Consider the following 22,470-nt stretch of genomic DNA (forward strand, 5'->3'; position numbering starts at 1 on the left):
GGGAGCGGTGCCGGGTCGGGGGCGAGCTCGTCGGCGGGCGTCTTCGCGGTCGCGGCGCCGGTGCGGCCCGGAGCCGCGCCGCCGCCGTGTTTCCGCCGCCGGCCGGTCAGTTCACGTTGACCGCGCTCCACGCCGCGCCCACCGCGGCGTACTCCGCGCTGCCCGCCCCGTAGAGATCCTTCGCGGCGTTCAGCGTCGCGGTGCGCGCCCCCGCGTAGTTCGTCGACGACGTCATGTAGACCGTCAGCGCGCGGTACCAGATCTGGCCCAGCTTGGCGCGGCCGATGCCCTTCACCGACGTGCCGTCGTACGTGGGGGAGTCGTAGCTGACGCCGTTGACGGTCTTCGCGCCGCTGCCCTCGGCCAGCAGGTACGCGAAGTGGTTCGCGACCCCGGAGGAGTAGTGGACGTCGAGGTTGCCGACCGAGCTGCTCCAGTAGTCCGCGGACCGGCCGTCCCTGGACGGCTTGTCCATGTAGCGCAGCGCGTCGCCGCCGAAGCCGGAGCGGACGATCTTCTCGCCGATCAGGTAGTCGCCGGGGTCGGAGGGGTTGTCCGCGTACCACTCCACCAGCGTGCCGAGGATGTCGGACGTCGCCTCGTTCAGGCCGCCGGACTCGCCCGAGTACGTCAGCCCCGCCGTCTTGGAGGTGACGCCGTGTGTCATCTCGTGGCCGGCCACGTCCAGCCCGACCAGCGGCCCGAGCGTCGTGCCGTCGCCGTCGCCGTAGGTCATGCAGAAGCAGGTGTCGTCCCAGAAGGCGTTGTTGTACTTGTTGCCGTAGTGGACGCGGTTGTACGAGCCCTTGCCGTCGTTGCCGATGCCGTCGCGGCCGAAGACGTTCTTGTAGAAGTCCCAGGTCATGTCGGTGCCGTACTGGGCGTCCACGGCGGCAGAGGCGCGGTCGGAGGTGGTGCCGTCGCCCCAGTGGTCGTCCGCGTCGGTGAACACCGTGGAGGGGGCGCGGCTGATGCAGATGCTGGTCAGGATGCACAGGTCCGACTGACCGGCCGCGTCACCCGTGTAAGTGCCGCCCCGCGTCGGGTCCTTGAGCTGGTACGTCGACCCCGACCGCGTCGTCTCCAGCGCGACCGTGCCGCTGTAGAGCGACCTGCCGTCGCCCGTCGCCGTCTCGATGTCGTCCCAGGCGTCGATCTGCGAGCCGGTGCGCGCGTCGGTGAGGACGGTGCGGGAGACCGGGTTGCCCATCGAGTCCTGCGCCACGACGTTCGTCCGCCAGGCCAGCTTCGGCGCCCCGTGCAGGGCGTCGACGACCAGCCGGGGCCTGGCAGTCAGCTTCTTCAGCGTCTCGCCGAGGTTGACCGCACGCAGCGCGTTCGCCGCGAGGCCGGCCGCCCTCGGCTTCGATATGGACGGGTCGGTGGAGGCGAGGGATATCGTGCCCCGCGTCGCGCGGTCGGCGCTGCGGTAGGCGCCGTCGGGCGCCATGTGGACCACGAAGTCGCCGCCCAGCACCGGCAGCTGACGGTACGTCCGTTCGTAGCGCACATGCTGTGCGCCATCGCTGTCGACGATCACGTCCCGCACCTTCGTGCCCTCGTCGGAGGTGAGCCCGAGGCTCGCGGCGTGCTGCAGCAGCACCGACGCCGCGTTCTCGATCGCGCCCGCCCTGGTGGGCCGGTCGTCGGCGACGGCGGTGGGGGAGAGTGCGGCGGCCAGCAGGGTGGCGGTCGTCGCGGCCACGCCGAGAGCGGCGAGACGACGGGAGCCCCGGACGTCGATACGTATCCGGCTCATGGATCTCCTCGAAAAGGCGCCGGAGGGCGCGTGGGGGGACGGAGGCGCTTGTTGACTGAGATTTAAGAGGCCATGACAGATCAAGGTCCAGAGCGCGTACGAGGAGGTATGTGAGGAGAGAGAATCGTTTTTGTGAGTCTCCGTTTCTTCGTCTACGGCACCCTGCTCCGCAACGAGGCCAACCACGACCTGTTCCTGCGCGGCCGCACCCGGTCCGAGGAGCCGGGACGGCTCGACGGCGCGGTGCTCTACGACGGACCGGGCTACCCGTACGCCGTCGAGGAGCGCGGCGGTGTCGTGCACGGCGAGCTGGTGACCGCACTGCCCCGGGCCCACGAGGAACTGCTGGCGGACCTCGACCGGCTGGAGGAGTACGCGCCCGGCGACCCGCACAACCTCTACGAGCGCGTCGAGCGCGAGGTACGGCGCGACGGCGCGAGGCCGCCGGTGCGCGCCTGGGTCTACGTGGCCGCCCCCGCCGTCGCCGCACGCCTGCGCGCCCGCGGGAAGCCGATCGGGAGCGGCGACTGGCGGCTCAGGTGACCCTCACGTCCGCACGGCCTCCAGCCGCACCGCGCACGCCTTGAACTCCGGCATCCGCGAGGTCGGGTCGAGCGCCGGGTTGGTCAGGGTGTTGGCGCGGCCCTCGCCCGGCCAGTGGAAGGGCATGAAGACCGTGTCCGGGCGGATCGAGGTGGTGATGCGGGCCGGCGCCACCGCGCGGCCCCGGCGGGAGACCACCGCGACCGGGTCGCCCTCGGCCGCCCCGAGCCGCGCCGCCAGCCGCGGGTGCAGCTCCACGAACGGGCCCGGCGCGGCGGCGTTCAGCTCCGCCACGCGGCGGGTCTGGGCGCCGGACTGGTACTGGGCGACCACCCGGCCCGTGGTCAGCAGCACCGGGTACTCCTCGTCCGGCTCCTCGGCGGACGCCCGGTGCGAGACGGGGACGAACCGGGCCCGGCCGTCCGGGGTGGCGAACCGGTCGAGGAACAGGCGCGGGGTGCCGGGGTGGACGGCGTCCGCGGCCCCCTCGTCGGCCGGCGCCCGCCCGGGGCAGGGCCAGAACACCCCGTTCTCCTCCACCAGCCTGCGGTAGGTGATGCCGGAGTAGTCGGCGGGTCCGCCCGCGCTGGCCCGGCGCAGTTCCTCGAAGACCTCCTCGGCGTCGGTCGGGAAGCCCTTCTGCACGCCGAGCCGGCCGGCCAGTTCGTGCAGGACCTCCAGGTCGCCGCGGATGCCGTCGGGGGCGCTGACGGCCTGCCGGCGCAGCAGGACGCGCCCTTCGAGGCTGGTGGTCGTGCCGGTCTCCTCCGCCCACTGCGTCACGGGCAGCACGACGTCCGCGAGAGCCGCCGTCTCGGACAGCACGACGTCGCAGACGGCGAGGAAGCCGAGCGACCTGAGGCGCTCTTCGACATGCGCGGCGCGCGGCGCCGACACCACCGGGTTCGACCCCATCAGCAGCAGCGACCTGATGTCCGTACCCAGGGCGTCGAGCAACTCGTAGGCGCTGCGGCCCGGTCCGGGCAGGCTGTCGGGGTCCACGCCCCACACCTCGGCCACATGACGCCGTGCCTGAGGATCGTCCAGCCGGCGGTAGCCGGGCAGCTGGTCGGACTTCTGGCCGTGTTCGCGTCCGCCCTGCCCGTTGCCCTGCCCGGTCAGGCAGCCGTACCCGGACAGCGGACGCCCGGCCCGGCCGGTGGCCAGGCACAGGTTGATCCACGCGCCCACCGTGTCGGTGCCCTTGGCCTGCTGCTCGGGCCCGCGCGCGGTCAGCACCATCGCGGCCTCGGGCTCGCAGAACAGCCGGACCGCCTCGCGCAGTTCGGGAACGGACACCCCCGTGATCCGTTCCACGTACTCGGGCCAGTGCGCCATCGCCGCGGCCCGCGCCTCCTCCCAGCCGGCCGTGCGGTCCTGGACGTACGCCTCGTCGACCCGCCCCTCGGCCACGACCAGGTGCAGCAGGCCGAGCGCGAGGGCGAGGTCCGTGCCCGGGCGGGGCGCGAGGTGCAGGTCGGCCTGCTCGGCGGTCTTCGTGCGGCGGGGGTCGACGACGACCAAGGTGCCGCCGTTCTCCCGGAGTTCGCGGAAGAACCGCAGCGCCGGAGGCATGGTCTCGGCGAGGTTCGACCCGACGAGGATCACGCAGCCGGTCCTCGGGATGTCCTCCAGCGGGAAGGGCAGCCCGCGGTCCAGCCCGAAGGCCTTCGTGCCGGCGGCCGCCGCCGACGACATGCAGAAGCGCCCGTTGTAGTCGATCTGCGAGGTGCCGAGCACCACCCGGGCGAACTTGCCCAGGGCGTACGCCTTCTCGTTGGTCAGACCGCCTCCGCCGAAGACGCCGACCGCGTCCGGGCCATGTTCCGTACGCGTCCGGCGCAGCTCCTCGGCGATCCGGTCCAGCGCCTCGTCCCAGGTGGCGGGCGTGAGCGTGCCCCCGGAGCGCACCAGCGGGGAGGTCAGGCGCACCCGGGACGACAGCACGTCCGGCGCCGTACGGCCCTTGCCGCACAGCGCGCCCCGGTTCACCGGGAAATCCGCGCGCTCGCTCACCTCGACCGTCCCTCCGCCTGCGCCCGGACGGCCCGGGAGGTGCTCCCGGGGCACGGGTGTCAGATTCATCCCGCACTGCAGGGCGCAGTACGGGCAGTGCGTGGGCGTCGCGGTGGTCTGCATGGGCCCCAGCGTGCTTCGGCCGTGTTACGTGCGGGACGGCCCCCTGTTACGCCGTCGGGACGGCGGCCTCCCCGCTGCCGTCCGCCCGGCGTGAGGGGCGCGGGGCCCGCCTCGTCACCGGGCGCTCGCCAGCGCCGCCGGCACGCCCGTCTCCTTCGGCCCGAGGAAGCGCGGGTCCGGCCGGAACACCGCGTCAAGAGCCGCCTTGCCCGCCGCGAAGATCTCCCGCGTGCCGCCGTAGTACCAGGTCACGTCGTGCTTGTCCGGCACCCCGACGCCGTACGACCGCACACCCGCCGCCTGGCACAGCGCGACCGCCCGCCGGATGTGGAAGCCCTGGCTGATCAGCACGGCCCGGTCGACGCCGAAGATCCTCTTCGCGCGCACGCAGGAGTCCCAGGTGTCGAAGCCGGCGTAGTCGCTGACGATCCGCCCGTCGGGGACGCCGTGCCGGGTCAGGTACCCGCGCATGGCGTCGGGCTCGTCGTAGTCCTCACGGCTGTTGTCGCCGGTGACCAGGACGACCTCGACGCGGTGCGCGCGGTACAGCCGCGCGGCCGCGTCCAGGCGGTGGGCGAGGTAGGGGGAGGGCTCGCCGTCCCACAGTCCCGCGCCGAAGACGACGGCGACCTCGGTGCGCGGCACGTCCTCCGCGGTCCGCAGCCGGTCGCCCGTGACCGTGTACATCCAGGTCGCCGGCAGCAGGGCCAGCACACATCCGGCCATCACGGCCTGGACCAGCCGCCGTCGGCCGGTACGCGTGCGGGGCAGCGGTCTGCGCAACGTGGGTCGGCGCATCGGACGGTTCCCTCCCGTGTGGCCTGCGAAGCCCGTGTGTCGACAGCCAAAGACGTCCTGTCAGGCCGCGCGGTTCACGCGCACGCCGAGTGACCGGTCTCACCCGGAGAGTGAAAGCCCAGGTCGGACCGGCTCACAAACCCCACAGGTCGCACGGTGAACGGCCGGAAAACGTCCGTCATTCTCGCGCAACGGATCGGCAACCTGCGGCACCGATCCTTGGTCCATGACGCCGTCGAACCCTCCTCGCGACGAGTCCATGACCGAGCCGGGTGCGGCCGTGCAGTTCCCGGCGGCGCACCTCGGCAGCACGGCCCATCTCATGGACCGGATCAGCACGCAGCTCGCCAGCCAGCTCAGCCTCGTCTCGCTCAGCGGCAGGCGGCGCCCCGGCCCTCCCGCCCTCGTGGTGGTGGCACACGGCAGCCGCGACCCGCGCGCACTGCAGACCGTCCACGCGCTCCTGGACCGGATCCGGGACGAGCGCCCCGGCCTGCCCGTCCACCTCGGCCACATCGAACTGAACGAACCGCTCCTCCCCGACACCCTCGCCTCCCTGGGCACCGGCGAGGCCGTCCTCGTCCCGCTGCTGCTCGGCCGCGGCCACCACATCAAGCGGGACATCCCCCGGATGGCCGCCGCGTCCGCCGCACACACACGCGTGGCCGGCGCCCTCGGCCCGCATCCGCTGCTCGTGGAGGCCCTGTACTCCCGGCTCGTCGAGGCCGGCTGGCGCACCCGAACGGACGAGGCGGCGCGCCGCGGGAGCGCGGTGATCCTCGCGGCCGCCGGCTCGCGCGACCCGGAGTCGAAGGTGGACACCGGCCGCACGGCCCAGCTGCTCGCCGACCGCCTGGGTGTCCCGGTGGTCCCCGCCTACGCGAGCACCGCCGCGCCGACCGTCCCGGACGCGCTGCGCGCCCTGGCCGCCGCCGGCCGTCACCGGGTCGCCGTCGCCTCCTACTTCGCGGCACCGGGCCGCTTCGCGACCGAGTGCGCCCAGGCGGCCCCGTGGCTCGCCTCGGCCCCGCTGGGCACCCACCCGGCGATGGCCCGCCTCGTCCTGCACCGCTACGACCAGGCGTCGGCGACGCCCGGCACGGTGACGCACCCCGAGCTCGCCTCGGCCTGAAACGGTCACTGACGTCCCGATTGTCGGCCCCGGGCTCTACTGTCGGGGGCATGGAAGGCATCGCAGGCATCGCACCGCAGGCTCACGAGAACCACGTCCCGCCGCCCGGGTACGACGCGCCCGCGGTGGAGCGCTGGGTGCCGGAGCCCGACAAGCGCCCCGGACGCACCGCCTTCCAGCGCGACCGCGCACGGGTGCTGCACTCCGCCGCCCTGCGCCGGCTGGCCGGCAAGACCCAGGTGGTCACCCCCGGGACCCGCAGCCAGGCATGGGACGCCAGTCCGCGGACGCGGCTCACCCACTCCCTGGAGTGCGCCCAGGTCGGCCGCGAGCTGGGCGCGGCCCTGGGCTGCGACCCCGACCTGGTGGAGGCCGCCTGCCTCTCCCACGACCTGGGCCATCCGCCCTTCGGGCACAACGGCGAACAGGCGCTCAACGAGTTCGCCGAGGACGTCGGCGGCTTCGAGGGCAACGCCCAGTCGCTGCGGCTGCTCACCCGTATCGAGCCCAAGCGCTTCACCGACGCGGGCTCCCGCTCCGTCGGCCTCAACCTCACCCGCGCCACCCTCGACGCGGCCACCAAGTACCCGTGGCCGCGCGGCGCCCACCCCGCCGACCCCGGCTCGCGGAAGTTCGGTGTCTACGAGGACGACCGCCCCGTCTTCGACTGGGTCCGCAAGGAGGCCCCCGGCCCCCGCGCCACCTTCGAGGCCCAGGTCATGGACTGGTCGGACGACGTGGCGTACTCGGTGCACGACGTCGAGGACGGCCTGCACGCCGGCCACATCGACCCCAACTGCCTGCACGCCGAGCCCGAACGGCAGGCGGTCTTCGCCGTCGCCGTCGGCCGCTACGCGCCCGCGCACACCGACCCCGCCGAGCTGTCCGCCGCCCTCGACCGCCTCCAGGACCAGGAGTGGTGGCCGCACGGCTACGACGGCTCGGCCGTCGCCCAGGCCCGCCTCAAGGACGCCACCAGCCAGCTCATCGGCCGCTTCTGCCTCGCCGCCGAGGCCGCCACGCGCGCGCGGTACGGCTCCGGGCGCCTGACCCGCTACGGTGCCGAGCTCGTCGTCCCGCACCGGACGCGGCTGGAGTGCGCGGTCCTCAAGGCCGTCGCGGACCGGTACGTCATGCAGCGCGCCGAGCAGGAGCGGCTGCGGGCCGACCAGCGGATCGTGGTGGCCGAGCTGGCCGAGGCGCTCACCCGCCGCGCCCCGGACGGCCTGGACCCGCAGTTCCGCGCCCTGTTCGACCAGGCCGGCGACGACCGCGCCCGCAAGCGTGTCGTCGTGGACCAGATCGCCTCCCTCACGGACGCCTCGGCCCGGTCGCTTCACGCGCGCCTGACGGGGAACCCGTGAGACCGGCGGGACGCGGGTGACACCGAACACACCCGAATGTGACCCTGCGTGGCCTGATCGGGCCACTCCCTCTTCCCCCATCACGCTGCGTGCGGGACGCTCGCAGGTGGCGGCACCCGCTGTGTTATCCGAGGGGACACCCCTCAGACACCCCGTAGGAGGCATCAAGTGGTCGACGCGGATCAGACATTCGTCATCGTCGGAGGCGGCCTCGCCGGCGCGAAGGCGGCCGAGACGCTCCGGGCGGAGGGCTTCAGCGGGCGCGTGATACTGATCTGCGACGAACGCGACCACCCCTACGAGCGCCCGCCCCTGTCCAAGGGCTACCTGCTGGGCAAGGAGGAGCGCGACAGCGTCTTCGTCCACGAACCGGCCTGGTACGCCCGCAACGACATCGAACTGCACCTCGGCGAGACCGTCGAGGCCATCGACCGCACGGCGAAGACGGTCCGCTTCGGCGAGGACGGCACACTGGTCCGCTACGACAGGCTGCTGCTGGCCACGGGAGCGGAGCCGCGCCGGCTGGACGTCCCGGGCACCGACCTCGCGGGCGTCCACCACCTGCGCCGCCTCGCCCACGCCGAGCGGCTCAAGGGCGTGCTGGCCGCCCTCGGCCGGGACAACGGCCACCTCGTGATCGCCGGGGCCGGCTGGATCGGCCTGGAGGTCGCGGCGGCGGCCCGCGAGTACGGAGCCGAGGTGACCGTCGTCGAGCCCGCGCAGACCCCGCTGCACGCCGTCCTCGGCCCGGAGCTCGGCAGCCTCTTCGCCGACCTGCACCGCGAGCACGGCGTCCGCTTCCACTTCGGCGTGCAGCTCACCGAGATCGTGGGCCAGGACGGCATGGTGCTGGCCGCCCGCACGGACGACGGCGAGGAGCACCCCGCCCACGACGTCCTGGCGGCGATCGGCGCGGCCCCGCGCACCGGCCTCGCGGAGGCGGCGGGCCTGGAGATCGCCGGCCGCGAGCACGGCGGCGGCATCGTGGTCGACGAGCGGCTGCGCACCTCCGACCCCGACATCTACGCGGCCGGCGACGTCGTCTCCTTCCCGCACGCCCTGTTCGGCACCCGTCTGCGCGTCGAGCACTGGGCCAACGCCCTCAACGGTGGCCCGGCGGCCGCCCGCGCCATGCTCGGCCGGGACGTCACCTACGACCGCGTGCCCTATTTCTTCTCGGACCAGTACGACCTGGGGATGGAGTACAACGGCTGGGCGCCCCCGGGCTCGTACGACGAAGTGGTGATCCGGGGAGACGCCGCGAAGCGTGAGTTCATCGCGTTCTGGATCAAGGACGGCCGGGTGCTGGCCGGGATGAACGTGAACGTGTGGGACGTCAAGGACCCCGTCCAGCAGCTGATCCGCTCGCAGGCACGGGTGGACACGGAGGCGCTGGCGGACCCGCACGTTCCGCTCGCAGGCCTCGCCTCCTAGGCGCCGGTCCGTCCCCGTCAGGAGTGTCGGTTGTGCCCCGTAGAATCACCACGTGGCAGGACGGATCAACGACGAGGACGTGAAGGCGGTACGGGACGCGGTCCCGATCGACGCCGTGGTGTCCGAGTACCTCCAGCTGCGCAACGCGGGCGGGGGCAACCTCAAGGGCCTGTGCCCGTTCCACGACGAGAAGTCGCCGTCCTTCCAGGTCAGCCCGGGCAAGGGACTCTTCCACTGCTTCGGCTGCCAGGAGGGCGGCGACACCATCACGTTCGTGATGAAGGTCGACCACCTCTCCTTCTCCGAGGCGGTCGAGCGCCTGGCCGCGCAGGCCGGCATCACGCTGCGCTACGAGGAGGGCGGGTACAACCCCTCCCACCAGCGCGGCGAACGCATCCGCCTGGTCGAGGCCCACAAGATCGCCGCGCAGTGGTACGTGGAGCAGCTGGCCACCAGCCCCGAGGCCGACACCGGCCGCGCGTTCCTCGCCGAGCGCGGCTTCGACCAGGCGGCCGCCGAGCACTTCTCCGTCGGCTACAGCCCCCAGGGCTGGGACCACCTCACCCGCTTTCTGCGCGGCAAGGGCTTCACGGACAAGGAGCTGGTCCTCTCCGGCCTCGCCCAGGAGGGCCGCCGCGGCCCCATCGACCGCTTCCGCGGCCGGCTGATGTGGCCGATCCGCGACATCGGCGGCGACGTCGTCGGCTTCGGCGCCCGCAAGCTGTACGAGGCGGACAACGGCCCCAAGTACCTCAACACCCCCGACACCGCGATCTACAAGAAGTCCCAGGTCCTGTACGGCATCGACCTCGCCAAGAAGGACATCGCCAAGGCGTCGCGCGCGGTGGTGGTCGAGGGCTACACCGACGTCATGGCCTGCCACCTGGCCGGCGTGACGACGGCGATCGCCACCTGCGGCACGGCCTTCGGCGGCGACCACATCAAGATCCTGCGCCGGCTGCTGATGGACAACGGCAGCGCGCGGGTGATCTTCACCTTCGACGGCGACGCGGCCGGCCAGAAGGCGGCCCTGCGCGCCTTCGAGGACGACCAGAAGTTCGCCGCCGAGACCTACATCGCGATCGCGCCGGACGGCATGGACCCCTGTGAGCTGCGTCTGGCGAAGGGCGACGACGCGGTGACGGACCTGGTCGAACCCCGCACCCCGCTCTTCGAGTTCGCGCTGCGCCAGATCGTCGTCCGCTACGACCTCGACACCCCCGCCGGCCGGGCCGCGGCCCTGGACGAGGCGGCCCCGATCGTCGCCCGCATCAAGAACAGCGGCGCCCAGCACGAGGTCGCCGTGCAACTGGCCGGCCTGCTCGGCATCCTCGACACCCAGTTCGTGGTCAAGCGGGTGGCGCAGCTGGCCCGTTGGGCCCGCGACCGCGGCGGCAAGGGCGGCCCGGCCCCGGCGGCCCGCGGCCCGCAGGCGTACGAGGCAGCCCCCCGCCCCAGGAACGCCGGGCCCGCCCTCAACCTCCGCAACCCCGTCTACGCCACCGAACGCGAACTGCTCAAACTGGCCCTCCAGCAACCGGAGTTGGTCTCCCCGGCCTTCGACGCGTACGGCGTCGACGAGTTCACCGCCGCACCCTACGCCGCCGTACGCCTGGCGATCATGGAGGCGGGCGGCGCGGAGGACGGCACGCGGGACCCCCAGGAGTACCTGGTCCGGGTCCGCGAGGCCGCGCCCGACGACGCGGTACGCGCCATGGTCACCGAGCTCGCCGTCGAGCCGATCATGCGCCGCACCGTCGACGAGGTGTACGCGGGCACGGTGCTGGTCCAGGTCAGGCGCCGCGCCGTGGAGCGCCGCATCCGCGACGTCCAGTCGCAGATGGCCCGGGCCTCCGCGGGCGGAGATCCGGCGCAGTTGGCTGCGGTTCAGAACGAATTGTGGGTACTCCAGCAGTACGACCAAACGCTGCGGGAGCACGGAGCCGCTGCGCTCTGAGCACCGCCGAACGCCTGGGTAACCGCGCGGTCACGGCCCGATTGCAAAAAGTCACCGCACGCCCCTCGTGGCGGCGATGTGTCGTACTCCACACTGGGGTGCGGTGCCTGAGTCCTCGGAGCGCGGCCGATCCGTCCCACACGGGTCCCACAACCCCGCGGTTCCGCTCATCGCGTACGGGACGGACAGCGGCGTGGCCGCAGACTCCGCCCCCGACGTACCGCTGCCGCTCACCTCTGCAGCGATCATCCTGGAGGTCGCCCCCGTGCAGACCCAGACCCTCACCCAGACCGACACCAGCACGGACACGGAGCCGGACGCCGAGACCGACGTCCTGGTCGCGGTCCCCCCGCAGACCCGTGTCATGCACCACCCCGAGGCGGACCCGGAAGGCTCGCCCGAGCCGGCCGAACCGCCCACCGGGGCGCTGGAGGGCGAGTCCACCGAGCCGGTGGAGCCGCCCGTCGTGGAGCGCGTCCGCGCCGACACCGGCGGCCCGTCCTCCGACCTGTTCCGCCAGTACCTGCGCGAGATCGGCCGGATCCCGCTGCTCACCGCGGCCGAGGAGGTCGAACTCGCCCGCCGGGTCGAGGCCGGCCTGTTCGCCGAGGAGAAGCTGAGCAACACCCCCAGTCTCGACGGCCAGTTGACCCTCGACCTCGACCGTCTGGTGGTCATGGGCCGGATGGCCAAGCGCCGCCTCATCGAGGCGAACCTGCGCCTGGTGGTCTCCGTGGCCAAGCGCTACGTCGGCCGCGGCCTGACCATGCTGGACCTGGTCCAGGAGGGCAACCTCGGCCTCATCAGGGCAGTCGAGAAGTTCGACTACGCCCGCGGCTACAAGTTCTCCACGTACGCGACCTGGTGGATCCGCCAGGCCATGTCCCGGGCCCTCGCCGACCAGGCCCGCACCATCCGCGTCCCGGTCCATGTCGTCGAACTGATCAACCGGGTCGTCCGCGTCCAGCGCCGCATGCTGCAGGAACGGGGCTACGAGCCGACCCCGGAAGAGGTCGCCGCCCATCTCGACCTGCCGCCCGAGCGGGTCAGCGAGGTGCTGCGGCTGGCCCAGGAACCCGTCTCCCTGCACGCCCCCGTGGGCGAGGAGGACGACGTGGCCCTCGGCGACCTGATCGAGGACGGCGACGCGACCTCACCGGTGGAGTCGGCGGCGTTCCTGCTGCTCAGGGAGCACCTGGAGGCCGTGCTGTCCACGCTCGGCGAGCGTGAGCGCAAGGTCGTCCAGCTCCGCTACGGCCTGGCCGACGGCCGCCCGCGCACGCTGGAGGAGATAGGCCGCATCTTCGGAGTGACACGGGAGCGCATACGGCAGATCGAGTCGAAGACCCTGAACAAGCTCCGCGACCACGCCTTCGCGGACCAGCTGCGCGGATACCTGGACTGAGAAGGGGGCCGCCTCCCGGCGGCCCCCCCGTCACACCCGATCGACCGGCACCGCTAGTCGATCTCGGCCACCGCCTGGGCGAACTGCGCCTTGTACAGCCGCGCGTACGCCCCGTCCGCGGCCAGCAGGTCGTCGTGCGCGCCCTGCTCGACGATCGAGCCGTTCTCCATGACGAGGATCGTGTCCGCGTCCCGGATGGTCGACAGCCGGTGCGCGATCACGAACGACGTACGCCCGTGCGCGAGTTTGGCCATCGCCTTCTGGATCAGCACCTCGGTCCGGGTGTCGACCGAGCTGGTGGCCTCGTCGAGCACCAGGATCACCGGGTCGGACAGGAACGCCCGCGCGATGGTGATGAGCTGCTTCTCGCCGGCGCTGACCCCCGTGCCCTCGTCGTCGATCACGGTGTCGTACCCGTCGGGCAGCGTCCGCACGAACCGGTCGGCGTGCGCGGCCCGCGCCGCCTCCTCGATCTCGCCCCTGGTGACGTCCCGGGACGCCCCGTACGCGATGTTCTCCGCGATCGTGCCGCCGAACAGCCAGGTGTCCTGCAGCACCATGCCGATCCCGGAGCGCAGTTCGTCCCGGGACATGGACGCGATGTCGACGCCGTCGAGGGTGATCCGCCCGCCGGAGACGTCGTAGAACCGCATGAGCAGGTTCACCAGGGTGGTCTTGCCGGCGCCCGTCGGGCCGACGATCGCGACCGTGTGCCCCGGTTCGGCCTTCAGGGACAGGTTCTCGATCAGCGGCTTGTCGGGTTCGTAGCGGAAGGAGATGTTCTGCAGCTCCACCCGCCCCCGCAGCTCCTCGGGCCGCCGGCCCTCGACCGGATCCGCCTCCTGCTCCTCCGCGTCCAGGAGTTCGAAGATCCGCTCGGCCGACGCGACGCCCGACTGCACCAGGTTCGCCATCGACGCGACCTGCGTCAGCGGCATCGAGAACTGCCGCGAGTACTGGATGAAGGCCTGCACATCACCGATGGACAGCGCACCCGAGGCGACCCGCAGACCGCCGACGACCGCCACCAGCACGTAGTTGAGGTTCGACACGCACATCATCAGCGGCTGCATGATCCCGCTGTTGAACTGCGCCTTGAACCCGGCCTCGTACAGCGCGTCGTTCTGCTCGGCGAACTGCCGCGCCGACTCGTCCTGCCGGCCGAACACCTTCACCAGCGTGTGGCCGGTGTACATCTCCTCGACGTGGGCGTTGAGCTTGCCGGTGGAGCGCCACTGCTGCACGAAGTGCGGCTGCGAGCGCTTGCCCACGCGTGTGGCGACGAGGAACGACAGCGGCACGGTCACCAGCGCGACCAGCGCCAGCAGCCACGACACCCAGAACATCACCGCGAGCACACCGATGATCGTCAGCAGCGAGTTGATCAGCTGCCCCATCGACTGCTGCAGCGTCTGCCCGATGTTGTCGATGTCGTTGGTCGCCCGGGACAGCACCTCACCGCGCTGCCGCTTGTCGAAGTACGACAGCGGAAGGCGCGACAGCTTCGTCTGCACGTCCTCGCGCATCCGGAACATCGTCCGGTTGACCGTCCGGTTGACCAGCCGGGTCGCCACCGCCATCAGCAGACCGGCGACGGCGAACGTGCACAGCGCCAGCAGCAGTACGCGGCCCACGGCGTCGAAGTCGATGCCCTGGCCCGGGGTGAAGTCGGTGCCGCGCAGCATGTCGGCGATCTGGCCCTGGCCGCGCGCCCGCATCGAGTCGAGGACCTGCTCCTTGCTCGCACCGGCCGGCATCTGCCGCCCGATGATGCCGGAGAAGACCAGGTCCGTGGCCTTGCCGAGGATCTTCGGCCCGATCACGTTGAGGCCCACGCTGACCACCACGCACAGCAGCAGCACGCAGATGGTGAGACGTTCCGGCTTGAACTGGGCGATCAGGCGTTTGCCCGACACCTTGAAGTCCATCGAGCGGTTGTCGGGACCGCCGCCCTGGCCCATCATCCGCGCCATCGGCCCGGCCATCAGGCAGCCTCCGCTTCCGTCAGCTGGGAGAGCACGATCTCCCGGTACGTCTCGTTGTCGGCCATCAGCTCGTGATGGCGGCCCGTGCCGACGACCCGGCCCTCGTCGAGGACCACGATCCGGTCGGCGTCCCGGATGGTCGCCACCCGCTGGGCGACGATCACCACGGTCGCCTCCGCGGTCTCCTCGGCGAGCGCCGCCCGCAGCGCAGCGTCGGTGGCGTAGTCGAGGGCGGAGAAGGAGTCGTCGAAGAGGTAGATCTCCGGGCGCTGGACGAGCGTGCGGGCGATGGCGAGCCGCTGCCGCTGCCCGCCGGAGACGTTCGTGCCGCCCTGCGCGACGGGCGCGTCGAGCCCGCCCTCCAGCCGGCTGACGAAGTCCTTGGCCTGCGCGACCTCCAGCGCGTGCCACAGCTCCTCGTCCGTGGCGTCCGGATTGCCGTAGCGCAGATTGGTCGCCACCGTGCCCGCGAACAGGTACGGCTTCTGCGGTACGAGGCCGACCGTCCTGGCCAGCAGCTTCGGTTCGAGGGAGGCCACGTCCGTGCCGTCGACCAGGACCTCGCCGTCGGTCGCGTCGAACAGCCGGGGGACCAGTCCGAGCAGCGTGGACTTGCCGCTGCCGGTCGAGCCGATCACGGCGGTCACCTCGCCGGGCCGGGCCACCAGGTCGATCGCCCTGAGCACGGGCTCCTCGGCGCCGGGATAGCGGAACCCGGCCCCCCGGACCTCCAGGTGCCCGTGCCGGCGCAGCTCCGTGACCGGCGCCACCGGCGGCACCACGCTGGAGGAGGTCCCCAGGACCTCCTGGATCCGCTCGGCGCACACCTCCGCGCGCGGCACCATCATGAACATGAAGGTGGCCATCATCACGGACATGACGATCTGCATCAGGTAGGCGAGGAAGGCGGTCAGGTCGCCGATCTGCATCCCGCCGCTGTCGATGCGGTGCGCGCCGAACCACACCACCGCGATCGACGACAGGTTCACCACCGTCATCACGATCGGGAACATCAGCGCGAGCATGTTGCCGGTCTTCAGCGACATCTCGGTGAGATCGGCGTTGGACTTCCGGAACCGGTCCTTCTCGTACTCGTCCCGGACGAAGGCGCGGATGACGCGGTTGCCGGTGATCTGCTCGCGCAGCACCCGGTTGACCGTGTCCAGCCGGGTCTGCATGGACCGGAACAGCGGGCGCAGCCGGCGCACGATGAGCGTCACGCAGATGCCCAGGGTCGGCACCACCGCGACCAGCACCGCGGACAGCGGCACGTCCAGGCCGAGCGCCAGCACGATGCCGCCCACGCACATGATCGGCGCGGACACCATGAGCGTGAACGTCATCAGGGCCAGCATCTGGACCTGCTGCACGTCGTTGGTGGTACGGGTGATCAGCGAGGGCGCGCCGAAGTGGCCGACCTCCCGCGAGGAGAAGGACTGCACCCGGTCGAAGACGGCGGCCCGGACGTCCCGGCCGAGCGCCGCGGCGGTCCGGGCGCCGAAGTAGACGGCACCGATGTTGCACACGACCTGCGCCAGCGAGATGCCGATCATCAGGGCGCCGAAGGAGAGGATGTAGCCGGTGTCACCCTTCACGACGCCGTTGTCGATGATGTGCGCGTTCAGCGTGGGCAGGTACAGGGTGGCGCAGGTCTGCAGGAACTGCAGCAGCACCAGCAGGGCGATGGGTTTCTTGTAGGGCCTCAGATAGGTCCGCAGTAGTCGTATGAGCACGCTACGTCTCTCGGAGTCGGCGATGGGGCGGGCTTGATGCCCGAGGCTCCTATCGTCGGACACTCCACCCGCGTTACCTCAACCGATTAAGCCGACAGCAGTGCGCTTTACCGTCTTACGGGCGGAAAGCTCCGGGGTGTGTCTGGTCCCTCACGGAGACGTACTGCTGCCGCACCGCCTGACCCACCGCCAGCTCGTCGCCCGGTTCGAGGACCTGTGCCGCGGCGCCCTGCCAGGCCGGCGGATTGCGCGGATCGAGGGTGCCCTGCGAGGCGCCGAGCGCCCAGGCCGCCTGCCGGGCGGCGCCGATGGCCGCGTAGTCCGCGGGCTGCACCACCACGACCTGCGCCCCGAACAGCATCGGCGCCACCGCCTGCACGGCGGGCAGCTCGGCGGCCGCCCCCAGCAGGAAGATCCGCCGCACCTCGACACCCCGGCCGCGCAGCACGTCCAGCGCGTCCGCGAGCCCGCACAGCATGCCCTCGAACGCCGCCCGCGCCAGGTGCTCCGCCTTCATCGACTCCCGCCGCAGCCCGGCGAGCGTGCCCGCGGTGTGCGGCAGGCTCGGCGTCCGCTCGCCCTCCAGATACGGAAGAAGGACGAGTCCGTGCGAGCCGGGCGTCGACTTCAGCGCCAGGTCGGACAGGCTCTCCAGGTCGGGCAGCCCGAGCAGTTCGGCCGTCCCGCGCAGGGCCCGTACGGCGTTCAGCGTGGTGACGACGGGCAGATGCATACCGGTCGCGTCGGCGAGGGAGGTGATCATCCCGCTGCTGTCGAAGAGCGCCTCGGGGTGCACCGCCATGACGGACCCGGAGGCGCCGAGCGACACCACCGCGTCACCGAGCCCGATACCCAGCCCGAACGCGGCGGCCATGGTCTCGCCCGTCCCCGCCGAGATCAGCAGCCCCTCGGGCGTCGTACCGGCCGCCTCGGCCGGGCCGATCACCTCGGGCAGCATGACCTGGTGGCCGAGCGCCAGCTCGACCAGGTCGGTCCGGTAGGAACCGGTGGCCGCCGACCAGTACCCGGTTCCGGAGGCGCCGCCCCGGTCGGTGGTCCGGCGCACCGGCCGCCCCAGCAGCTGCCACACCAGCCAGTCGTGGGCCTGCATCAGGATCGCGGTGCGCAGGGCGGCGTCGGGCTCGCTCTTCGCCAGCCAGCGCAGCTTGGTCACCGGCTGCGCGGCCTGCGGCACGCTCCCCACCGCCTGCGCCCACGCCTCGCGCCCGCCGAGCGCGTCGATCAGATCGGCCGCCGCGACCTGCGCCCGCTTGTCCCCGCCGACGATCGCGGGCCGCACCGTGCCGCCCTGGGAGTCGAGCGGCACGAGCGCGTTCGCCTGCGCCGACACGCCGATGGCCTGCACGCCTTCGAGAAGTCCGCCGCCGGCCGCCTCACCCAGGGACAGCAGCCAGGCCTGCGGGTCGACGTCCGAGGGCCGGGCGCCCCCGCCGTCCGCGCCCTCGACCGGGTGCGGGGCGTACCCCTGCCTGAGCACGGCACCCGTGTCCGAATCGCAGACGACGATACGAGTGAAATCGGGCGCACTGTCCAGCCCGGCGACTATCCCCATGACGAAAATTCTATGGGCCGTGCGGCGTGCGGGCGCGGGGCGTCACAGGCCCCTCGCAGCCGAGGAGAAACCATGTGCCGCGGACGGCCCGTCCAGGGCCGGGTGCACCCCTAGGTGTTGCTGGTGCCCCAGTCGTCCTGCGCCGCGCCGTCGCCGCCGCGCTCGCGCAGCGAGCGCACCCGCTGGGCCACCGATTCCGGCACGCGGTCCCCGACCTTGTCGCTCACCACGTGGTACGCCTTGCCCGCGAACTCGCGCCCCTGCTGCGCCGCCGACTCCGCGGTGTTGCGGACCGCGGGGTTCTGCGCGACCTGACGTGCCGACTTCTTCAGCTGCTCGTAGCGCTCGCGCCCGGCGCGCGTGCCCAGTACGTAACCAAGGGCCAGTCCGACGACGAACGTCAGCTTGTAGCGCATGGCGGCCACCCTCTCCTCGTGCAGGTCTCTGGCGCGGTGTCGGTGCCGGGGGAACCGATTGGCGGAGCACCCCCCTGCTTGCGCTAATGTATGTGTCGCAGCGAGCGCCCGCCCCCTGGCGAATACCCAGGTAGGTACGTTCGATGCAACGAGGCATTCCTCCGTAGCTCAATTGGCAGAGCAGCCGGCTGTTAACCGGCAGGTTACTGGTTCGAGTCCAGTCGGGGGAGCTCGGTCCTCCGTAGCTCAATTGGCAGAGCAGCCGGCTGTTAACCGGCAGGTTACTGGTTCGAGTCCAGTCGGGGGAGCATGCTGAACGAGGACCCCTCCGGGGTCCTTTTTCATGTCCGGCCCTCGCGCCCGGGAACCGTGCAGGTCACGGCGGAGTCCTCAAGGGCAGGCGAAGTCGACCATACGAAGCAGGAGATCGTATGAGCGGCTATGCTGCGGCAGACGGCGCGCACAAATGTGCGCGACACGCCGCTATGGGGCGGTAGCTCAGCCGGTTAGAGCAGCGGACTCATAATCCGTCGGCCGTGGGTTCGAGTCCCACCCGCCCCACCACGCGCCACGCGAGCAGAATCGATCTGACCTGAGCAAACGTCACGCCCTTGCCCGGTCGGCGGCAACTGCCCGCGCGTACACCCCACATGGCCGCCGGCACGACCCCGTACGAGCGGTGGGCGTGGGTGCGGCCATGGACCAGGCCCGGCAGTCCGCCCCTCCCGTCACACCGCCCTTCCGTGCGACCCTCGGCGTGTCGAGGGTCACCCGCGGACGGGACGGAAGGGGAGTCGGGCATGGGCGGTCGGCGGTGGGGTGCCGTCCCGATGAGAGCCCTGAAGACCTGGCGCGGTGCCGTGTCGCTCGTCTTCCTGTGCGCCCTCGCCGTCCCCACGGTGTTCGCGGCGAGGGACGTCCACCGGTTCGTGGCGGGCGATCCCGCGAAGACGCTGGGCCAGGTGCACTGCACACAGCTCGGTTCCTGCACGGGTCGGTGGCGGCTGCCGGGCGGGCGGCGGGGTGCCGGTGAGATAGAAGGTCTTTCCTTCGCATACGACGAGGAACTCGTGACGGATGTGCCTCTTTACGCGGGGTCGCACTGGGCGGTGAAAAAGCGGTCCAGCCTGATGGTCCACGCGGCGCGGGACGTCCTGGTGACCGCGGGCGGCACCGTCCTTCTTCTCCTGGTCGCGGCACCCACGAGGAAGTGAAACCGCCTGGTCGTGGGCTTCCCGCCGCGCACCACCGCCCGCGGCCCGCGGCGCGCCGAAGGCCCATACATCATCCCGATATGGGGCATCGCCGTTTTTTGAGTTCCTCCGGCCCTGTGTCGCCTCGCCCCTAAGGTCGGCTGCTCCAGGGGCGAGCAGGCGATCCGGGCCGGGGACCGCTGCCCGGCCCCGCGGCAACTCGGGTCAGGGGGCGGCGTGAAGACATCGCGTCATGTGTACGACTCCGGAGCGGTGGACGTGGTGGAAGCCGCACGGGGCATGCTCGACCGGGCCGCCTCCGTGGCGCCGGAACAGGTCGCGGCCGAACGCCGGGCGTTCGTCATGCTGTGCGCGGCGTACTTCAGTGATCCGGAGCGGGCGCTGGCGCCCGGCCGCGGGTCGGAGGCAGGCGGGCTCCTGCGGTTCGGCACGCCGGGTGCCCAGGAACTGCTGACGCCGGTCCTGCTGGCCGCGGCGTCCGCCGTGGGGGCGTATCTGGGGGAGAAGGCGGTCGGCGCGTCGCGCGGGCTGGTCCGCGGCCTCTTCACCCGTCCGGCGGCCGAGCCCCGTGCCGGGGAGGAAGCGCCGGGTGCCCGTTCGACGGGCGAAGCGGCCGCGGCGGCCCGCCTCGCCCCCGAGCAGTGGCGCGAGGTACGGCGCATCGTCGCGCACACGCTCGTACGCCACGGCGGCATGCCTCAGGACAGGGCCGAACTCATGGCCGCGGCGGTGGTGGGCGACGGGCCGGCCGGGCAGACACCCGGGTGACCGCAGACACCGGGGCCGCCGGCCCACCGCCTGCGCCCGCGCGGTCCGGCCCGGTCCCGGCGCGACGGCGGGACCGTTCCCGCGGGCCGGAACCGACCTGCGGTTCGGCCGTGACCGTCGCCGCGGTCCTCGGCACGCTGGGCCACTACGTCAGCCGGGGGACCCTCCTGTGCGTCGCCGTGACCGACGCCGCTTCGGGCGCCTGCGGCCCGGGCGCGTTCCGGCCCGATGCCTATGCGGTCCTTCATCTGCACGAGGCCGTCGCCTGGGGTGCGGTCGCCGCGCTGCCCGCGGGCGTGCTCGGTGCCGCGGTCCGGCCGTACCTGGTACGCCGGCGGCGGCAGGGGGGCGGCGCCGTGCGTGCCGTGCGGGACGTCCCGCGCCACCCCGTGCTCGTGCCGGCGGCGCTCGGTCCGCCGGCGGCGCTTCCCCTCGCGGCGGCGGTCGCCGCGGTCCCGTACGACTACCGCCTCTGGCGGCCGCCGGCGCCCGCGGCGGCCGCACGTCCGCTGCCGGACGGACAGGGCGCCTCCACGGCGCCCGGACCCTCCGGGCCGGCCGGCTCCTCCGGCTCCTCCGGCTCCTCCGGCTCCTCCGGCTCGTCCGGCTCGTCCGGCCGGAAGAACGACCCGTGCCTCCTCGGCGGTCGGCGGGTGTCCTCGGCCCGGCAGCGCCTGACGCTCGAAGCGGGGCCGGTGTGGTTGACCGGCGAGGGCCGCACGTACACGTTCCGGCCCGACCGCGCCCTGGTCGTCGGCCACGGCAGCGGGGCCCGGGAGACGGGGACGCTCCACGGCCGGTCCGTGGAGCTGCGTGCCACCGGCGCCGTCACGGCGCACTACCGGATCGCGCACGGCGCGATCGGCTACCACGGTCCGGCCGTGCGCCGCCCCGGCGAGCTCGCGCTCCGGGTGGCCGGCACCCGTGTCCTCCGCGAGAAGCCCAGCGCGGCCTTCGTCCCCGACCACCACACCTGTACGGGCGGCACCGCCCCCCTGTCTCCCACGTCCACCGGGGCCGGCTCGCCGTGCGGGACGTACGGGACGACCCTCACCCGGCTGCCCCCGTCAGCGGGCTGACCGCGGCCGGGCCCGGCAACGGGCCGCCGCGTGCCGAGCGCCCGACAGGCGGCCGGCCCCGTGGCCGACCGCCTGTGTCATCCGGTGACGTGCCGGGCCCCGGTCAGAAGGCCCGGTTGTCGCAGCCCATCTTCGAGCCGAGCTGGGCGTTCTGGGCCGCCGGGTCGCCCTCGCCGTTGAGGCCGTTGCCGAGCACGCCGTCGAGCAGCCCGACCGTGCCGAGGACGTCGATGTTCAGGTCGTGGGACCGGCAGGTGGTGCTCTGCTGGACGCTGAGCCGGCCGCCGGCGCCGACGCCGCCGCCCTGGCCCGTGCCGTCGGCGTGTGCGGTGCCGGCGGCCAGGATGCCGACGCTGCCGAGGGCGGCGAGCAGGACGGCGGCCTTGTGGAGCTTGTGCATGTCATCTCCGGTGAAGAGGCAGATGCGAGACGTGAAGGATCGACTCCTTACAGCCACCGGAGATTAGTGACAAACACCCCAAATAACCCCAGGGCGCGCCGGTGTTCATCAGGGACGTCGGCGGGGTTCGCCGGGCGGAGCGTCCGCGGGCGGGCCGGGGCGCTCGGCAACGGACCTGCGGGCAGCCGGAGTTGAGGGAAAGCCGTGGCGCGGACGGCCGTTGGGCGGGGTGTGGCACCCGGGTGGCCTGTGCGCGCGGCGAGTTACGCCGTTTCGGCGCGCAGGCCGTCGCGCAGCCGCCGCAGGTCGTCGGCATGGCGGCCCAGGCCGTTGAGGCGCAGCCGGGCGGCCTCGGTGCGCGGGGTGGGGTGGAGGGTGAAGGCCAGGTTGAGGGACTCGCGCAGCATCCACAGGTCGAAGGCCAGCAGCCGGGCCGCGTGCGCCTGGACCGCCACCAGGTCCGGCTCGGTCAGGTGCAGGTCCTGCAGCCGGGCGCGCAGCCGGTGCAGGGTGATGCTCTGCTGCCCGCAGGAGCGCGCCGTCTGGCGGGAGACCGGTCCCGGTTCGCCGCAGGCCGCCACCGCCGCGTCGGCCGGCGTCTGCGCGCTCACCGCCTCGTCCAGGACCGTGAGCAGGCCGTGCAGCTGGGCCGGGCGCGAGGGGCGGGCCGGTGCCGGGTGGTGATGCAGGCGCGCGAGCGTCCGCAGGGCACGGTGCCACGGGACGGTGCCCGGGGGCGGGCGTCTGGGCATGGCTCCAGTGTGCGCCCCG

Annotated in this window: 18 protein-coding genes and 3 tRNA genes; 12 read left to right on the plus strand and 9 right to left on the minus strand. The window is 72.5% G+C overall.

The window, feature by feature from the left end:
• Positions 1–106 precede the first annotated feature (106 nt).
• Positions 107–1,759 (minus strand): M4 family metallopeptidase, encoded by a 1,653-nt coding sequence (locus ACIRPX_RS05660; RefSeq protein WP_404188686.1) that lies wholly within the window; start codon positions 1,757–1,759, stop codon positions 107–109.
• A 132-nt stretch (positions 1,760–1,891) separates the two neighbouring features.
• Between ACIRPX_RS05660 and ACIRPX_RS05665 the strand changes: the two genes are divergently transcribed.
• Positions 1,892–2,302: a gamma-glutamylcyclotransferase family protein gene (locus tag ACIRPX_RS05665; RefSeq protein WP_404188690.1), complete on the plus strand. Its 411-nt coding sequence runs from the start codon at positions 1,892–1,894 to the stop codon at positions 2,300–2,302.
• Positions 2,303–2,305: 3 nt separating this feature from the next.
• Here ACIRPX_RS05665 and ACIRPX_RS05670 read toward each other — a convergent pair whose 3' ends face one another.
• Both ACIRPX_RS05670 and ACIRPX_RS05675 read right to left on the minus strand, forming a co-directional pair.
• A complete protein-coding gene (locus ACIRPX_RS05670) occupies positions 2,306–4,441 on the minus strand; it encodes a molybdopterin oxidoreductase family protein (RefSeq protein ID WP_404188693.1) in 2,136 nt (711 codons plus the stop codon).
• Between the two features lie 114 nt (positions 4,442–4,555).
• Positions 4,556–5,239, minus strand: a complete 684-nt coding sequence (locus ACIRPX_RS05675; protein ID WP_404188696.1) for a vancomycin high temperature exclusion protein — start codon at positions 5,237–5,239, stop codon at positions 4,556–4,558.
• A 259-nt stretch (positions 5,240–5,498) separates the two neighbouring features.
• Between ACIRPX_RS05675 and ACIRPX_RS05680 the strand changes: the two genes are divergently transcribed.
• From ACIRPX_RS05680 to ACIRPX_RS05700, 5 genes are all read left to right on the plus strand, one after another.
• Positions 5,499–6,371: a sirohydrochlorin chelatase gene (locus ACIRPX_RS05680; protein WP_404189269.1), complete on the plus strand. Its 873-nt coding sequence runs from the start codon at positions 5,499–5,501 to the stop codon at positions 6,369–6,371.
• A gap of 50 nt (positions 6,372–6,421) precedes the next feature.
• Complete coding sequence (locus tag ACIRPX_RS05685; protein ID WP_404188700.1) at positions 6,422–7,735, plus strand: deoxyguanosinetriphosphate triphosphohydrolase; 1,314 nt, start codon at positions 6,422–6,424, stop codon at positions 7,733–7,735.
• A gap of 168 nt (positions 7,736–7,903) precedes the next feature.
• A complete protein-coding gene (locus ACIRPX_RS05690; RefSeq protein WP_404188702.1) occupies positions 7,904–9,169 on the plus strand; it encodes an NAD(P)/FAD-dependent oxidoreductase in 1,266 nt (421 codons plus the stop codon).
• A 52-nt stretch (positions 9,170–9,221) separates the two neighbouring features.
• A complete protein-coding gene (dnaG, locus tag ACIRPX_RS05695; protein WP_404188705.1) occupies positions 9,222–11,126 on the plus strand; it encodes a DNA primase in 1,905 nt (634 codons plus the stop codon).
• A 103-nt stretch (positions 11,127–11,229) separates the two neighbouring features.
• The gene (locus tag ACIRPX_RS05700) at positions 11,230–12,531 is read left to right on the plus strand and encodes a sigma-70 family RNA polymerase sigma factor (protein ID WP_404188708.1); all 1,302 of its coding nucleotides are present in this window, start codon (positions 11,230–11,232) and stop codon (positions 12,529–12,531) included.
• A gap of 53 nt (positions 12,532–12,584) precedes the next feature.
• On the opposite strand, the gene ACIRPX_RS05705 is transcribed toward ACIRPX_RS05700, so the two are convergent.
• The 4 genes from ACIRPX_RS05705 to ACIRPX_RS05720 all read right to left on the minus strand — a co-directional run bounded on the left by ACIRPX_RS05705 (position 12,585) and on the right by ACIRPX_RS05720 (position 18,238).
• Positions 12,585–14,516, minus strand: a complete 1,932-nt coding sequence (locus ACIRPX_RS05705) for an ABC transporter ATP-binding protein (protein WP_404188711.1) — start codon at positions 14,514–14,516, stop codon at positions 12,585–12,587.
• Positions 14,516–16,249: an ABC transporter ATP-binding protein gene (locus tag ACIRPX_RS05710; RefSeq protein ID WP_404188714.1), complete on the minus strand. Its 1,734-nt coding sequence runs from the start codon at positions 16,247–16,249 to the stop codon at positions 14,516–14,518. The genes ACIRPX_RS05705 and ACIRPX_RS05710 overlap by 1 nt, the downstream gene beginning before the upstream one ends.
• 115 nt (positions 16,250–16,364) lie before the next feature.
• The gene (locus ACIRPX_RS05715) at positions 16,365–17,822 is read right to left on the minus strand and encodes an FGGY family carbohydrate kinase (RefSeq protein ID WP_404188717.1); all 1,458 of its coding nucleotides are present in this window, start codon (positions 17,820–17,822) and stop codon (positions 16,365–16,367) included.
• Between the two features lie 110 nt (positions 17,823–17,932).
• Positions 17,933–18,238: a YtxH domain-containing protein gene (locus ACIRPX_RS05720; protein WP_404188720.1), complete on the minus strand. Its 306-nt coding sequence runs from the start codon at positions 18,236–18,238 to the stop codon at positions 17,933–17,935.
• Between the two features lie 157 nt (positions 18,239–18,395).
• Here ACIRPX_RS05720 and ACIRPX_RS05725 point away from each other — a divergent pair.
• The 6 genes from ACIRPX_RS05725 (at position 18,396) to ACIRPX_RS05750 (ending at position 21,299) form a co-directional block, all read left to right on the plus strand.
• Positions 18,396–18,468 (plus strand) — tRNA-Asn (locus tag ACIRPX_RS05725).
• 5 nt (positions 18,469–18,473) lie between these two features.
• Positions 18,474–18,546: transfer RNA gene (locus ACIRPX_RS05730), tRNA-Asn, on the plus strand.
• Positions 18,547–18,725: 179 nt separating this feature from the next.
• Positions 18,726–18,802, plus strand: a tRNA-Ile gene (locus ACIRPX_RS05735).
• A 266-nt stretch (positions 18,803–19,068) separates the two neighbouring features.
• Positions 19,069–19,452, plus strand: coding sequence for a hypothetical protein (locus ACIRPX_RS05740; RefSeq protein ID WP_404188723.1), 384 nt, complete (start codon positions 19,069–19,071; stop codon positions 19,450–19,452).
• A gap of 216 nt (positions 19,453–19,668) precedes the next feature.
• Positions 19,669–20,220 carry a hypothetical protein gene (locus ACIRPX_RS05745; protein WP_404188726.1) on the plus strand — a complete coding sequence of 184 codons (552 nt, stop codon included), beginning with the start codon at positions 19,669–19,671 and terminating at the stop codon, positions 20,218–20,220.
• Positions 20,221–20,330: 110 nt separating this feature from the next.
• Positions 20,331–21,299, plus strand: coding sequence for a hypothetical protein (locus tag ACIRPX_RS05750; protein ID WP_404188728.1), 969 nt, complete (start codon positions 20,331–20,333; stop codon positions 21,297–21,299).
• A 103-nt stretch (positions 21,300–21,402) separates the two neighbouring features.
• Here the strand turns inward: ACIRPX_RS05750 and ACIRPX_RS05755 are convergent, their stop codons facing one another.
• Entirely contained in the window at positions 21,403–21,699 is a 297-nt protein-coding gene (locus tag ACIRPX_RS05755) for a hypothetical protein (protein WP_404188731.1), read from the minus strand.
• Positions 21,700–21,962: 263 nt separating this feature from the next.
• Positions 21,963–22,451, minus strand: a complete 489-nt coding sequence (locus ACIRPX_RS05760; protein ID WP_404188733.1) for a hypothetical protein — start codon at positions 22,449–22,451, stop codon at positions 21,963–21,965.
• Positions 22,452–22,470: the final 19 nt, after the last annotated feature.

This window comes from Streptomyces sp. NPDC101225, from assembly GCF_044767585.1.
Classification (GTDB): Bacteria; Actinomycetota; Actinomycetes; order Streptomycetales; family Streptomycetaceae; genus Streptomyces.

Excerpts from the sequence above, each read along its gene's own strand:
- ACIRPX_RS05660 (WP_404188686.1), bottom strand. The coding sequence starts at position 1,759 with ATGAGCCGGATACGTATCGACGTCCGGGGCTCCCGTCGTCTCGCCGCT.
- ACIRPX_RS05670 (WP_404188693.1), bottom strand. The coding sequence starts at position 4,441 with ATGCAGACCACCGCGACGCCCACGCACTGCCCGTACTGCGCCCTGCAG.
- ACIRPX_RS05675 (WP_404188696.1), bottom strand. The coding sequence starts at position 5,239 with ATGCGCCGACCCACGTTGCGCAGACCGCTGCCCCGCACGCGTACCGGC.
- ACIRPX_RS05680 (WP_404189269.1), top strand. The coding sequence starts at position 5,499 with ATGACCGAGCCGGGTGCGGCCGTGCAGTTCCCGGCGGCGCACCTCGGC.
- ACIRPX_RS05685 (WP_404188700.1), top strand. The coding sequence starts at position 6,422 with ATGGAAGGCATCGCAGGCATCGCACCGCAGGCTCACGAGAACCACGTC.
- ACIRPX_RS05705 (WP_404188711.1), bottom strand. The coding sequence starts at position 14,516 with ATGGCCGGGCCGATGGCGCGGATGATGGGCCAGGGCGGCGGTCCCGAC.
- ACIRPX_RS05715 (WP_404188717.1), bottom strand. The coding sequence starts at position 17,822 with ATGGGGATAGTCGCCGGGCTGGACAGTGCGCCCGATTTCACTCGTATC.
- ACIRPX_RS05720 (WP_404188720.1), bottom strand. The coding sequence starts at position 18,238 with ATGCGCTACAAGCTGACGTTCGTCGTCGGACTGGCCCTTGGTTACGTA.
- ACIRPX_RS05740 (WP_404188723.1), top strand. The coding sequence starts at position 19,069 with ATGAGAGCCCTGAAGACCTGGCGCGGTGCCGTGTCGCTCGTCTTCCTG.
- ACIRPX_RS05755 (WP_404188731.1), bottom strand. The coding sequence starts at position 21,699 with ATGCACAAGCTCCACAAGGCCGCCGTCCTGCTCGCCGCCCTCGGCAGC.
- ACIRPX_RS05760 (WP_404188733.1), bottom strand. The coding sequence starts at position 22,451 with ATGCCCAGACGCCCGCCCCCGGGCACCGTCCCGTGGCACCGTGCCCTG.